General features: G+C 20.8%; 12 protein-coding genes. 7 read left to right on the forward strand and 5 right to left on the reverse strand.

Going from position 1 to position 13,151, the window contains the following annotated elements:
- Position 1: 1 nt before the first annotated feature.
- Together ACIJYE_RS00850 and ACIJYE_RS00855 are read left to right on the forward strand one after the other, a co-directional pair.
- A complete protein-coding gene (locus tag ACIJYE_RS00850; protein WP_435090532.1) occupies positions 2–760 on the forward strand; it encodes a TylF/MycF/NovP-related O-methyltransferase in 759 nt (252 codons plus the stop codon).
- Positions 757–2,766, forward strand: a complete 2,010-nt coding sequence (locus ACIJYE_RS00855) for a hypothetical protein (protein WP_435090533.1) — start codon at positions 757–759, stop codon at positions 2,764–2,766. Before ACIJYE_RS00850 ends, ACIJYE_RS00855 begins: the two co-directional genes overlap by 4 nt.
- A 159-nt stretch (positions 2,767–2,925) precedes the next feature.
- Here ACIJYE_RS00855 and ACIJYE_RS00860 read toward each other — a convergent pair whose 3' ends face one another.
- On the reverse strand, positions 2,926–3,954 hold the full coding sequence (locus ACIJYE_RS00860) for a glycosyltransferase family 2 protein (RefSeq protein WP_435090534.1): 1,029 nt from the start codon (positions 3,952–3,954) through the stop codon (positions 2,926–2,928).
- Positions 3,955–4,033: 79 nt separating this feature from the next.
- Here ACIJYE_RS00860 and ACIJYE_RS00865 point away from each other — a divergent pair, with 79 nt between their 5' ends.
- Together ACIJYE_RS00865 and ACIJYE_RS00870 are read left to right on the forward strand one after the other, a co-directional pair.
- A complete protein-coding gene (locus ACIJYE_RS00865) occupies positions 4,034–5,179 on the forward strand; it encodes a glycosyltransferase (protein WP_435090535.1) in 1,146 nt (381 codons plus the stop codon).
- Complete coding sequence (locus tag ACIJYE_RS00870; RefSeq protein WP_435090536.1) at positions 5,151–6,500, forward strand: PQQ-dependent sugar dehydrogenase; 1,350 nt, start codon at positions 5,151–5,153, stop codon at positions 6,498–6,500. The genes ACIJYE_RS00865 and ACIJYE_RS00870 overlap by 29 nt, the downstream gene beginning before the upstream one ends.
- On the opposite strand, the gene ACIJYE_RS00875 is transcribed toward ACIJYE_RS00870, so the two are convergent.
- Positions 6,497–7,435, reverse strand: coding sequence for a hypothetical protein (locus tag ACIJYE_RS00875; protein ID WP_435090537.1), 939 nt, complete (start codon positions 7,433–7,435; stop codon positions 6,497–6,499). The genes ACIJYE_RS00870 and ACIJYE_RS00875 overlap by 4 nt on opposite strands.
- Before the next feature lie 57 nt (positions 7,436–7,492).
- A complete protein-coding gene (locus tag ACIJYE_RS00880) occupies positions 7,493–8,056 on the reverse strand; it encodes a class I SAM-dependent methyltransferase (protein WP_435090539.1) in 564 nt (187 codons plus the stop codon).
- Between the two features lie 58 nt (positions 8,057–8,114).
- Between ACIJYE_RS00880 and ACIJYE_RS00885 the strand changes: the two genes are divergently transcribed.
- Positions 8,115–8,792 carry a methyltransferase domain-containing protein gene (locus ACIJYE_RS00885; RefSeq protein WP_435090541.1) on the forward strand — a complete coding sequence of 226 codons (678 nt, stop codon included), beginning with the start codon at positions 8,115–8,117 and terminating at the stop codon, positions 8,790–8,792.
- A 326-nt stretch (positions 8,793–9,118) separates the two neighbouring features.
- A complete protein-coding gene (locus tag ACIJYE_RS00890) occupies positions 9,119–10,486 on the forward strand; it encodes an ATP-binding cassette domain-containing protein (RefSeq protein WP_435090542.1) in 1,368 nt (455 codons plus the stop codon).
- Here ACIJYE_RS00890 and ACIJYE_RS00895 read toward each other — a convergent pair.
- Both ACIJYE_RS00895 and ACIJYE_RS00900 read right to left on the reverse strand, forming a co-directional pair.
- A complete protein-coding gene (locus ACIJYE_RS00895; protein WP_435090543.1) occupies positions 10,476–11,183 on the reverse strand; it encodes a glycosyltransferase in 708 nt (235 codons plus the stop codon). The genes ACIJYE_RS00890 and ACIJYE_RS00895 overlap by 11 nt on opposite strands.
- Positions 11,183–12,277, reverse strand: a complete 1,095-nt coding sequence (locus ACIJYE_RS00900) for a glycosyltransferase (RefSeq protein ID WP_435090545.1) — start codon at positions 12,275–12,277, stop codon at positions 11,183–11,185. The genes ACIJYE_RS00895 and ACIJYE_RS00900 overlap by 1 nt, the downstream gene beginning before the upstream one ends.
- A gap of 44 nt (positions 12,278–12,321) precedes the next feature.
- Here ACIJYE_RS00900 and ACIJYE_RS00905 point away from each other — a divergent pair, with 44 nt between their 5' ends.
- Positions 12,322–13,065 (forward strand): glycosyltransferase family 2 protein, encoded by a 744-nt coding sequence (locus ACIJYE_RS00905; RefSeq protein ID WP_435090547.1) that lies wholly within the window; start codon positions 12,322–12,324, stop codon positions 13,063–13,065.
- Positions 13,066–13,151 lie beyond the last annotated feature (86 nt).

Raw genomic sequence — 13,151 nt, forward strand, 5'->3', positions numbered from 1 at the left:
AATGAATACAATTAATCACCCTGTCGGAAATTTTAAAATATCGATTCTTAAAAATTTTTCTGTTTTACTTAATAGTGTTATGATTTTTATTATATCGTTTTTTTTGAATATTAAAAAAAATGAGTCTGAAATAATTATTTCTAATGCATTTTTTGCACCCTGGAAAAGAGATAAAGAATTTATTAAAATATTTAAAAAAATAAAAAAATATACTGTAATTGATGTTAGACGACTTTATACACTTTGGTATCTGTCAAATCAAATTAAGCATATTAATGGACATATATTAGATGTTGGATGTTTAATGGGCGGGGCTGGTTTTCTTATTTCCAGAGCCAATAAAAAAGGTAAAGTATTTTTAATTGATACATTTGAGGGTTATGTTGATAAAGAAAAATTTTATTCAAAAAATACTTTCATATTTCAAAATTTAAAAAAAATTAATGAAACTAAAAATAAATTAAAACTTAAAAATACTAAAATATTAAAAGGTATTTTTCCAGATAATTTCACTTATAAATTTAAAAATTATAAATTTAAATTATGTCATTTAGATGTAAATACATTTCTATCTACAAAAAAAAGTTTTTATTTTCTAGAAAAAAAAATTGTAAAAGGAGGAATAATTATATTCGATGATTATGGAATCTATGGAGCCGATGGTATTAAAAAGTTTATAGATCAAATTTACAACAAATTTTCAAAAAATTTTTTATTTATTAAAAATTTTCAAGGGCAATGTATATTAATTAAAAAATGAACAGAATTAATTTTTTTTCTATATTATCAAGTATTGTAATTTTTATTTTTATTCCAACAATTTTTGTAAGTAATTTTTACTTCTCTGAGATTACTTATTTTTACACAGACAATTTGCTGATCAATTTTATACATAATTTAAGCAAAGATAAAAAAATTTTAGATATAATTGTAAATATATTTAGTATAAATGGGATTGCTATAACACCTCATAATCCTTCTTTAAATTTTTTATCAGAACTAAATTATAATTTAAATTCTCAAAAAGATTATTTAATATATTTGTCTTTTCTTAGAACTTTAGAGTTTTTATCAATATTAATTTTTGCAATCTATTTTTTAAATAAAAAAAAAATTTTGAATTTCTTAGTTTTTGCTATTTTATTGTATTTATTATTTTTAAATACTTTTACGATTTTCGATCATCAATCTTATATTAATCTACCTATTATTATTTTTAATATTTCTTTAGGTCTTAGTCTTTTTTTTAAAAAAAGGTTTATATTATTTTCGACTATTTTAATTTTAGGAAATCTATTTTCTTATTTGATAAATCCAATGTATTTTTTTGTTACTTGCTTTGGACCTTTTTTGTATTTTTTATTGTTTCTTATCTTTGAAAAAAATTACAAGCAAATGTTAATTGCAATTATAATAAATATACCTTTCAGTTTAATGTTTGTGCTCTTATCAATAGGCACAGCACGTTTTTCACTTGGAAATTATCTTCTACCAGTTGAAGATCATTATAATTTTGCAATTTTTAATTCACAATCACTTCAAATAGCGTTTTTAACTTTAATTATTACAAATTTAATTTATTTTTTTAAAAAAAGGGTTTTTCCATATCAAAAAATTGCCTTTATAATTTATGGATTTTTATTTTTATCTTTATTTTTAGGATTAATTTATAAATTTAAAATTATAAAATGGTTACTTCCAAGTCCAATCTATATAGATTATTCACTTCAGTATATTTACGTATTTTCAATTGCTTTAATTTTTTCTTCTTTTGATAATTTCAAGAAATTATATTTTTCAATAATTTTATTCTTTTTAGTAATTATTAAATCAGTCAATTATTACAAAATTTTTTTATCAAATGATAATCTAATTTATGAAAAAAAATACTATTCTTATCATTCAATCCAAAAAAGAAATTTTTGGGAAAAAAATTCAAATCATTTTTTAAAAACAAAATATGAAAATAAAAAATTACTAATAGACTTTCCGAATACAAAGACAGATTACTCCAAACACATTCTTAAAAATAATAAATTTGATGACTTCATGTCTTATCAGGTTTTTAATACAAAATTTAATCACTCAATGAATGAATTTGAATATCATTCCAATTCAATAATAACAAATTTGGGACATTCATTGCTTCTAGATATATCTACTTTTAAAGCAAATCAGACAAAAGAAAATATTTTATACCGTAAAGAAAGAATTCCAGGGTTACAAGTTGACTCAAAATTGATTAATCTTTACAAAATTGATTATATTTTCAGTGATAAAAAACATGATTTATCAATAGATGAAATATTTAACTTTAATGAATTTAACCTTTATGTCTATAAAAGCAATAAAGACCAAATCAATGAATTTCTCGAAGTTAAAAAAATTATTAACTTTGAAAATTATTTAGAAGATATAAAAAATTTTGATAAATATCTTTATGTATTAAATAATAAATTTGAAAATAAAAACATAAAAATTTGCACAATATCAAGAAAAATTATTGGTAAAGAACTTACTTTTAAAATCAATACAAATGAAAAATGTATTGCAATTTTCCCTATTCCATTCTCATTCACTAATGATTTTAAGATTATAAATCAAAAAATAAACAGTAATTGTAAAACTTTTAGAGCTCAATATTATTTTCATGGATGTGTTTTTAATAATGACACTCAAATAATCCTTAAAAAGAAAAATTTAATTTTATACCCATTCTATTTTTTTAAAGATTTTTATGTATCTAAAAAATTAAAGATTATTTGATAATATTTTAATTTTCTGAAACCATAGATTTTTTTCATGGGGTAATAAAAAATTAGTAAAATTATTTATTTTAATAGCTGGTGACTAAATTTTTATATTTTTATAAAAAATTTTTAAAATTAAATTTCTTAGAAAATTTACCAGGATTTTCATTATAGATTAATTTAATCTATTTCTATCAAAATTACCAAGTTTTCCTAAAAAAAAATCTAAAATAGCCTTACCTACAGGAAAAATTTTTATTCTATGTTTTGGATTAATAAAAAGAATTAAATAAATGAACCATTTAATTATTGAGACAGAATACCCAAACAACTTATCATAAAAGGTTCCAATTTTTTTTATTAGAAGTAATCTGTATTTATATTCAAAATACATTCTTCGTTTACTTAAATTTTTAAAGCTTTGCGTTACAGCATGAAAAATTTTTGTATCTAGATCAACTCTAAGAGATCCTTTTTTATCATATATCCGTCTTGAAAATTCTATATCCTCTGGTCCATAAAAAAAATCTGGATCGCTTAAACCAACTCTTTTAAGTCTTTTAACCCTCATAATACTAGCACAACCCGCTATAGCATCTGTTTCAACTAAACCTTTTAATTTTCTGTTATCTTTTTCACCATATGGATAATTTCTTAGGTGTCTCTGAATTTTAAGATTGTTCCCAATAGTTGTTCCACGCCACCAAATTTTATTTTTTTCAAATTTGTATAAAATTTTTGGACTAATAGCCTGAATATTTTCTTTATTATCTATTTTTGAAATTATATTTGAAAAAAAATTTTTTGGCATAATCATATCATTGTCTATTCTTGCCACATATTTAAAATTAAATTTAGTAGCAATTTTATATCCAGTATTATGACCATAACCGCAGCCTAAATTTTTATTATTTTCCAAGAAAAAATACTTATTTTTAATGAGGTTATTACTATTCAATTTTCGATTATTTCTTAAATCAAAGAAATTAATTTTTTTATTTTTGTGTTTTACTAAGCGCTCATTTATTTTAATTTTATTATTACTCCACTGCTTAATTTTTTCGAATGTGTTATCTTGTGAATTATTATCTATTACAAATACTTTAAAATTTTTATATTTTTGCTGATAAATAGACTCTAAACATGTTATGGTATTTCTCCAGTCTTTCCATGTTAATACCACAATTGCAAGTTTAAATTTCATTTGATTTTTGTTTTTACTACAAGAGTTTACATTTTAAATCAATTAAGTAGTATTGTTTTAATCTTTTAAATTATAATTAATGGATAAAAAAATTATTTTTTGGTCACCTTTGATTAGTCACGTAGGTACAATCAATGCGGTTTTAAAATCAGCATTATCATTATGCAATGGATCAAATCATAAAATTTTTGTAATTGATGTCCTTGGAGAATTTAGCAATATTAATAAAGATGAATTTAAAAATATTATTTTTTTAAAAATTTTTAATGTAAGTAAATATTTGCCTAAAACAGGTATCTTTTCAAAATTATTTTTATATTTATTTTCTATTTTGGCGATACCAAAACTTACGTTTATAATTTTTAAACATAAGCCAGATTTTATATTTTCATATCTTGTAAGTATTGTTCCACTATTTTTGGGTAGAATTTTTTTTAAAAAGATAAAAATAGTTTGCAGTATACAGGGATATCCAAAATTAAATAATTTTAGGTTACTCCTTTGGAAGAAATTATACTCAAGAGCCAATTACATAATTACTATGACAAATAAAACTAAGCACTTAATAATTAATGTATTAAATTATAATTCAAGTAAAATTTCCACAGTTTATAATCCAATAATAAGTCAAAAAATTAAACTCTTATCATATGAAAAAATAAATGAATCTGATGAGGTTATATTTAAAAAAAAAGTAATTATTTCTGTAGGGAGATTAACTCGTCAAAAAAATTATCTTTTACTTTTAGAAGCATTTAACAAAAAAGATATTAGGGAAAATTATAACTTATTAATTATAGGTGAAGGTGAGGATAGGGATAAATTAGAAAAATATATTAAAGTAAATGGATTAACTAAAAGTGTTTATTTAAAAGGTTTTTGTTTAAATCCATATAAGTTTATTTCAAAATCATTCTTATATATTTCGTGTTCAAAGTGGGAGGAGCCAGGTCATTCAATTTTAGAAGCAGGATATTTAAATCTTCCAATAATTACTAGCGATTGTCCTAATGGTCCAAAAGAATTATATATTCATAAAAAAAATGCCTTTGTTTTTGTAGATAATTCTTTAGAAGATTTATATTTAAAGATTAAAGACTTTGAAAAAACTAATAGCTGTAAACTTTATCAAATAAAATTAGAGATGAAAAAATTAACAAAAAGATTTACGAATATTAAATTTAACATTAAAGTTAATGAAATTTTTGACAAAATTAATAATTAAAAACTTAAAACTTACTTTTTTAGTTTTTGCTAGTTTTATTTTTGGAGCTGTTTTTTTTTACTACCAAATTTTTCCTTTTAATTACAAAACAAAAAATTTTTTAAAATCCAATTTTAGTTTTTTAGTAAAAAAAACATCATTAGCTCAATCTATTGATAGCCTTTATTATAAAATAAATTTAGAAATTTTTGATTTACCATCTAAATCTAGATATGGAGGTATTGATTTTTTAGATAAAAATAATCTAATATATGTAGATGGTGATGGTCAAATTTTTTTATATAAAATTGATCAAAAAGAATTTATCCAAAAAAAAAATTCTCTCTCAAAAAAAATAATCAATAATAGGAAAAATTTTATAAATTATTACCCAGACCAGGCAAACAATATATCTCTACTTTTTAATATAAAAGATATTCATGTTAATGAGTTTAATAAAAAAAAGTTTATTTTTTTTTCTTCTAATTTTTTTGATGAAAAATTAAAATGTCACAAAATTAACTTGTATAAATCGCAAATTAGTTCAAATTTAGAAATTGAAGATACTAAGTTAATATATTCTACTAAAGATTGTCTAAAAAAAGACCTTACTCCATTGATAGGGTTTGCTGGTGGAAGTTCAGGTGGAAGAATATTTAAATTAGATGAAGAGAATGTTTTATTAACAATAGGAGATTTTTCTGCAGATGGTGTAAATGGTCCAATTTTATCTCAGAATACAAATTCACATTTTGGAAAAATTTTAAAGATAAACATTTTCAATTCTGATAATGAAATATTTTCATTAGGACATAGAAATCCACAAGGATTATTTATTGATGAGTATCAAAATATATTTTCTGTTGAGCATGGTCCAAAAGGAGGTGATGAATTAAATATTATTAAGGAAAATGCCAATTATGGATGGCCATTTGCAACGTATGGAGTAAATTATACTAAGCATCCAAAATATAATAATATTTACGAAAAAACATATTTTTGGCCATTAGATATAAATAATACGAATAATGATTTTTATGAAAAACCAATATTTGTATGGGGACCTAAATATGCAGTATCAAATTTATTGGTATATTCTGGAAAAAAATTTAAAAAATGGGGGAAAAAAATTATAATCTCCACTTTATACTCTAAACAAATAACTTTATTGGGTTATAGTTACGATGAAGGAAAAGTTTATTCGATAGAAAATATTAAAATAAATAAAAGAATTAGAGATATTATTGAAGGCCCTTCAGGTAATATTTACATGATGACAGAAGAAACAACTAAAGGAAATAATTTAGATTTTCCTAAATTAATTATTTTAAAATTAAATTAAATTAAATTATCCAAATAAAATCCAACAATTTTTTTTCTTATAAAAAGATATATGTTAAGAAGTCTAATCATAATATAACTTCTCTTTTTTTGTGAGTTTATCAAACTATCAATATTATAATTATAAGATTTTTTTTTAAGTATAAGTTTATTTTTACAAAACCAATATTTAATTTCTTTATTACCCAAATGATAATTTTCAACAACATTCCAAAAATGATTAAAATTTAAAAGATCTACACCAAATTGAATTTTTTTTTCTATTAAATTTTTTTTATTTATATTAGGAATATTTTTTCTTCCAATGAATGCATTGTGAAATTGATTAAATTTCTTTTTTATTTCTTCATATCCGCCTAAATAAGAAAAGTGCCATCCTCCATATTGTATCTTGTTAACAGTTTCATTGGTAAATTTTTTTTTTCTATATCCATCTCTATGAAGACAATGAATATCCCATAAGCTAAATTTTTTTAATTTATGCATTGGGAAAGATACTGCTTTTGTCCATAGTGGGTGATAAATATTTAAATAATTTCCATAAAATCTAAAATTAATTTGTTCATATAAATTAAACGTATTATTGCTTAATTGTATTTTTTCTGGATTGAAAATTTCATCACAATCACTTAATAAAATTATATCATTATCATTTGCGGCACCTAGGCCTTTCATCAGTAAATTTCTTGATTTTGCTTCAATATCCCAAGCATTTTTACAATCACTGAATTCTTCTTTTTTAAAATTTAGATAAATAATCTTATCTTTTAAATCTGGATATCTAGAAATTTTAAAGTGTCTATTTTTTAGATTACCTTTAAAATCTATTTCAGATTCTCCAACTATAAAGTAATCAACTTTATTTTTTAGCAAACTAAGCCTTAAATCAATAATTCTCTCTCCGCTATAGCAAAAACAATCAAAAATTTTGCTCATTTTTTTTTTTAAAAAAAAATATTATTTCATAAACAAATAAATTTGGAAAAAAGTAACTTAAAATTTTTTCAATATAAAAAAATATAAAGTTTCTTTTTCTCTCAAAAATAAAATTTTTTTTTTCACAATCCATTTTTTATTGATATTATGATTTACAAATTCTTGTATAGTGTAATAATTAGGTATCCATCTATGTCTATCATCTGTTTTATTTTTGTTGAATGTATATTTTTTACTCAAAATTCCATTAAATAAAAAACTTAGCCTAAATCTATAATAGCCAATATTTGGTAAAGCTATAATAATTTGATTATTAGAATGGACAAACAAATCTTGAAAAATATCATGAATATTCTCCAAATGCTCCAAGACATCAAGAGCATTAATTATATCATATTTGCCTAAATCTTTCGGTAATCCATTTTCCAGATTATGATTTATTAAATCATTATTTTCTTCTAATTGTTGAGTAACTTGAAAATCTAGTCCTTTATACTTAAAATTACCTTTCAAATATCTTTTAAGCACCATATCCCTACAGCCAATATCTAATATTGTATCTCCATTGAGTATACCTAGTTTTTTTGCTACGAATTGATTTCTATCTAATGAAAATTGCATTTAAAATTTTTATATCAATTATTAATTTTTACTATAATAAAAAACTTAGTTTTATCTAATGAAAATTTCTTTATTTCAATATTTATTTCTTTTGTGTTTATTTACATATAAGAAATATAGTCCTCTTAGAATTTTTCAAATAATTGAGACATCTAAACTAAAAGTTGATGGCAACGTTTTAGATCTAGGATCATCAAATTCATCAAATAATATTTTAAAATATAATCGAACAGTAAAAAATATTAAATTTGCTGATAAATTTTCTGAGAAAAATGAAGTTATTAAAGTTGACCTAGAGAAATTTCCAAACAATATAAATAAAAATTTTCATTACGTTTTTTTATTTAATGTTATGGAGCATATTAAAAATTTTGATAATTGTTTAAAAAATGCGTTTAATCTAGTTAAAGAAGGTGGAAAATTTATAGGTTCAACTCCATTCCTATTTAGAGTGCATTCCTCTCCTAATGACTATTTGAGATTTACCGATCAATTTTTGTTGGAAAAGTTTAAAGAAGTTGGGTTTTCAAAATACAAAGTAGATGTCTTAATTGGTGGAATTTTTATTTCATTTTATTCAAATATATTTACAATTTTAAATAAAGTTCCCCTAGCTTTTTTGATAAATATTCCTCTTTTTTTTATGTGTTTACTTTTAGATAAGATTTTAAGTTTATTTAGTAAAAATTTAAAAAATAATTACCCAATAGGATATTATTTTATTGCTGAAAAATGATTTTCTTAAATTTTATAAAATTTTTCCTCTCAAAATTAAATTTTTTAGACTATTTAAAGATTTTATTTAATTACATACTAATTTTTGGTTTAATTTTATTTGATTTACTATTTATAGTTTTAATTTTTTTAATAATTAATTTTACAGAAAATATTACTCAAGATAGTTTTTTCATTAATTTAACTAATTCTGTAATTCTAGATATTTCAGAGAATTTCAATACTTCAATCCTATATGCAAAAATTTTTCTTTTAATATCCACATTAATATTTAAAAATTTAATTTTTATTTTTCAAAATTGGTTTTTCTTTAATTATATTTACTCTATGTCAGCAGAAATTTCTAAAAAACTCTTAAGAAATTTTTTACATAAAAATTATGAAAAGTTTATTAATTTAAATATTTCAACATATACAAAAATTTTAACAAGAGATTTAGACAATGTTGTTGGAGGAATTTTTCAGTCCATAATTTCAATTACTGGGGATTTAATATATATAATTGCATTAATTTTTTTTTCATTAAAATTAATTGAGATAGACTTTTATTATTCTCATTTAATTTTAGTTATAGCTCTAATAGTAATGCTTATATTTATCTGGAAACTAAGTATTAAATTTGGAACATTAAGAAATTTATTTGAAACAAAAATATTTGTTCATATAAATGAAACCCTATCAGCAATAAAAGAGATAAAAGTTTTCAATAAAATTGATCATTTTTCTAAAGAATTTTTTTACAAAGCAAAAAAGTTTTATCAAATAAGAACAATTTCAGGAGTTATAAATTTGATACCAAAAACAGTTTTTGAAATTTCGGCATTTCTTTTTTTAGTCATTAGTTACTCAAATTTTGAAGGTAATGCGGTTAGTTTTATATCCTCAATTTCAATTTTAGCTTTTATTTTCATGAGAATATTGCCTCCTGTAAATAAAATTAATTTAAACTTGAATAGTTGCTTAAACTATCATGAGTCACTCAATTTAATTAAAAAAAATTTAAGTAAAGATTTTGTAACAAGTAAGATTAAAAATAAAAAATTATTAAGCATTAGATTGAGTAAAATTAATTACTATTATATTAAAAATAAAAAAAAAATTAATATTATAAATAATTTTTCCATAAATTTTAAAAGAGGAAAAATTTATGGATTATTTGGAAAGAGTGGAAAGGGTAAAACAACTTTACTAAACATATTATCTGGACTAATAAATCCAAAATCAGGTAATATCTATATAAATAACAAAAAAATTAAATCTCAAGATATATATAAAGATTACAAAGTAAGTCTGCTAAATCAAGAACCTTATCTGATAGAAGGTTCGATCTTGGATAATATAATTTTTAATTTTAGAAATACAGGCCAAAATAATATTTTGGATAACAAAAGAATACAAAAATTATTAATTAAATTTAACTTAAAAAAATATTCTAATAAAAAATTTTTAATTGATAATAATATGTCATTGAATAAAAAATTATCTGGAGGTGAAAAACAGAGACTTTCAATAATTAGATGTATATATAACGATCCTCAATTAATGATTCTAGATGAACCAACAGCTGCATTAGATAAAAAAAATGAGGGAATATTGATCAAATTTTTGAAAAAATATAAAAAAAATAAAATTATAATTTTAACTACTCACAGAGAGTATTTGAAAAAATATTTAGATAAAGTTGTCAAAATTTAAAACTTTTAATAAAATTAAAAAAAATAAAATATAAAATTAGAATTAAAATTCTTAAATTCATTTTGCTTTCGCCTCTAATTCTATGATTAAATTTAATTTCTAAATCTTTCATTTTTAAATTTTTAGATGAATAAATTATGTCAGAAAGAATTTTGTATCCTTTCCCAAACAATTTTTTTTTGTATATAATTTTTTTTTTAAAACAAAAAAATCCACTTAGAGGATCATTTGTTTTATAACCTAGAAAAAAAATTAATATTTTTTTTATAAAGATAGAAGCATAGTATCTTAAAAAATTTAAAGATTTTTTTTCATAAACTTTTGAAAAATTTCTTGAACCTATTACAATATCTAAGTTTTCTTTGTGTAAAAAATTTATCAATTTTGGTATATCAGAAGGGTTATGTTGCAAGTCACCATCCATAATTACAATATATTTATACTTTGCTTTTTTTATTCCAATCAAACAAGATTTAGATAAATCAGGCTGTTTATTTATTCTAATTATAAATTTTATATTTTTATTTTTTTTTGATTGTTCTTTAAGAATTATATCACTTCCGTCTTTAGAATTATCATCAATAAATATTATTTCATATTTAAATTTTTTATGTAATTCTTTTTTTATAAGGTAGGCTAGTTTTTTAATATTTTTTGACTCATTTAAAATTGGAATTACAATTGAAAATTTAATCATTATATTATTTTATGTATAAATTTTTCATACTTTTGACATTGAGATGTTATATCAAAACGCTTTAAACTTTGAAAACCTAAACTAGTTTTTTTTTCTGCTAGTTTATAGTTATTTAGAACGAATGATATTTTTCTTGATAATAGTAATGGGCTATCTACTTGAGTGAGAAAACCATACTTACCGTTTAACAAAATTTCTTTTGGGCCACTTTCACAATCAGTTGAAACTATTGGTAAATTGTAATTTAAAGACTCAATTAAAACATTTGGTAATCCCTCCCACAATGAATTTAGGATAAATAATTTTGACTCTTTATAATATTTTTTTGGATTTTTAAATTTAATAAACTTAACTTTTTGAGATATATTATTTGTTTTAACCAGTTCTTTAAGCTCAATTTCTTCACGACCACTTCCGACTATAACTAATTTAAATTTTGGATAATTTTTTTCAATTTTTTTAAAAGCTAATATTATTCCTTTTATATTTTTTTGATTTTCAAGTCTTCCAACAGTTAAAAGATAATTTTTTCTACGAAATTTTTTATTATTCTTATCTAATGAAATTGGATTATAAATACTAGTAATATTTTTGTTATTAGTTTTTGATTTTAAATACGAGGCTGATGATTTTGAATTACATATAATGCCATTTGCAAACTTATAAAAAAATAACTTAATAAATAATTTGAATTTAAATTTATAAAATTTATTAAAAAATTTAATGGAATTACCTGGATGGTTTGCAATTCGTAAAATACATTTTAAATTAAGTTTTTTGGATGCGACTATTGCAAATGGATGATCTTGCATTGAAATAACTATTGGTTTGCCTTTGGTATTTAATGATATTAAGTTGATAAATGAGTTTATAGAATTGATAATACGTTCAGAAAAAAATTTTTTTTTTATAAAATTTTTTGATTTATTTAGTTTTATTCTTTTATCTAACTGATTTTTTATATTTTTTGATATTTTAGAAAAAATTATTTCAACACCGTAATCTTTATTGATAAAATACATGCTTAGCAGTATCAGATTTTTTTCAATACCACCCCTTTCAATATTGGGCATAAAAAAAATAATTTTCTTCATTCTGAACTTTATGTAATATGTTAATTAAATAGTAAAAAAATATAATGTTAGTATCAATTATAATTCCATATTTCAATGATCCAGCAAACATTCACCGAAGTATAGACTTTGCTTTAAAGCAGAGTTACCTGAAAACGGAAATAATAATTGTAAATGATGAAAATTCTCGAAACTCAGATAAGATATTAAATGTATTATCCCAAAAAAGTAAAAAAATTAAAATAATTAAAACATATGTAAATAGAGGTGTTTCATTTGCAAGAAACTTGGGAATTAAAAATTCTAAAGGAAATTTAATTGCATTTTTAGACAGCGATGATGTTTGGAAAAAACATAAATTAAGAATTCAAATTAAAGCAATTAAGAATAAGAATCTTGATATATGTTATACAAATTATTTAGCTTCAGATTTAAATAAAAATGTTATTTACAAAGTTAAATCTCCAAAAAAAATAAATTATGAAGATTTAATAAAAGCATGCCCAATCTGTTGTTCTTCAGTTGTTGCTAAAAGTAATATTTTAAAAAAATATAAATTTTCTAATTTAAAAACAAAAGAAGATTATGAATTATGGCTCAGAATATCAAAAAAAAATTATACTTTTGGTGGTATTGATCGTTACCTAACAGAATATACCCTAAGAAGTAATACTTTATCATCTAAATATTTAAATAAAATTTCAAACGCTTTTAAGATTTATTATATTTATAATAATTACAGTTTATTTCATTCAATGATTTATACTTGTAGACTGTATTTTAATGCATTTATAAAAAAGTATTTTTAATTTAGGTTTTTATAAATTTGAATCTAAAATAAAATTAATTATGTATCTTTTATTTATTGTTAAATTATTTTTTTTAGCCTATAGAA

This window comes from Candidatus Pelagibacter bacterium nBUS_30 (genome assembly GCF_051201245.1).
Classification (GTDB): Bacteria; Pseudomonadota; Alphaproteobacteria; order Pelagibacterales; family Pelagibacteraceae; genus Pelagibacter.

What these genes read in the sequence shown, in the direction of transcription:
- ACIJYE_RS00850 (WP_435090532.1), top strand. Translation starts at nt 2, where the DNA reads ATGAATACAATTAATCACCCTGTCGGAAATTTTAAAATATCGATTCTT.
- ACIJYE_RS00855 (WP_435090533.1), top strand. Translation starts at nt 757, where the DNA reads ATGAACAGAATTAATTTTTTTTCTATATTATCAAGTATTGTAATTTTT.
- ACIJYE_RS00860 (WP_435090534.1), bottom strand. Translation starts at nt 3,954, where the DNA reads ATGAAATTTAAACTTGCAATTGTGGTATTAACATGGAAAGACTGGAGA.
- ACIJYE_RS00865 (WP_435090535.1), top strand. Translation starts at nt 4,034, where the DNA reads ATGGATAAAAAAATTATTTTTTGGTCACCTTTGATTAGTCACGTAGGT.
- ACIJYE_RS00870 (WP_435090536.1), top strand. Translation starts at nt 5,151, where the DNA reads ATGAAATTTTTGACAAAATTAATAATTAAAAACTTAAAACTTACTTTT.
- ACIJYE_RS00875 (WP_435090537.1), bottom strand. Translation starts at nt 7,435, where the DNA reads ATGAGCAAAATTTTTGATTGTTTTTGCTATAGCGGAGAGAGAATTATT.
- ACIJYE_RS00880 (WP_435090539.1), bottom strand. Translation starts at nt 8,056, where the DNA reads ATGCAATTTTCATTAGATAGAAATCAATTCGTAGCAAAAAAACTAGGT.
- ACIJYE_RS00885 (WP_435090541.1), top strand. Translation starts at nt 8,115, where the DNA reads ATGAAAATTTCTTTATTTCAATATTTATTTCTTTTGTGTTTATTTACA.
- ACIJYE_RS00890 (WP_435090542.1), top strand. Translation starts at nt 9,119, where the DNA reads ATGTCAGCAGAAATTTCTAAAAAACTCTTAAGAAATTTTTTACATAAA.
- ACIJYE_RS00895 (WP_435090543.1), bottom strand. Translation starts at nt 11,183, where the DNA reads ATGATTAAATTTTCAATTGTAATTCCAATTTTAAATGAGTCAAAAAAT.
- ACIJYE_RS00900 (WP_435090545.1), bottom strand. Translation starts at nt 12,277, where the DNA reads ATGAAGAAAATTATTTTTTTTATGCCCAATATTGAAAGGGGTGGTATT.
- ACIJYE_RS00905 (WP_435090547.1), top strand. Translation starts at nt 12,322, where the DNA reads ATGTTAGTATCAATTATAATTCCATATTTCAATGATCCAGCAAACATT.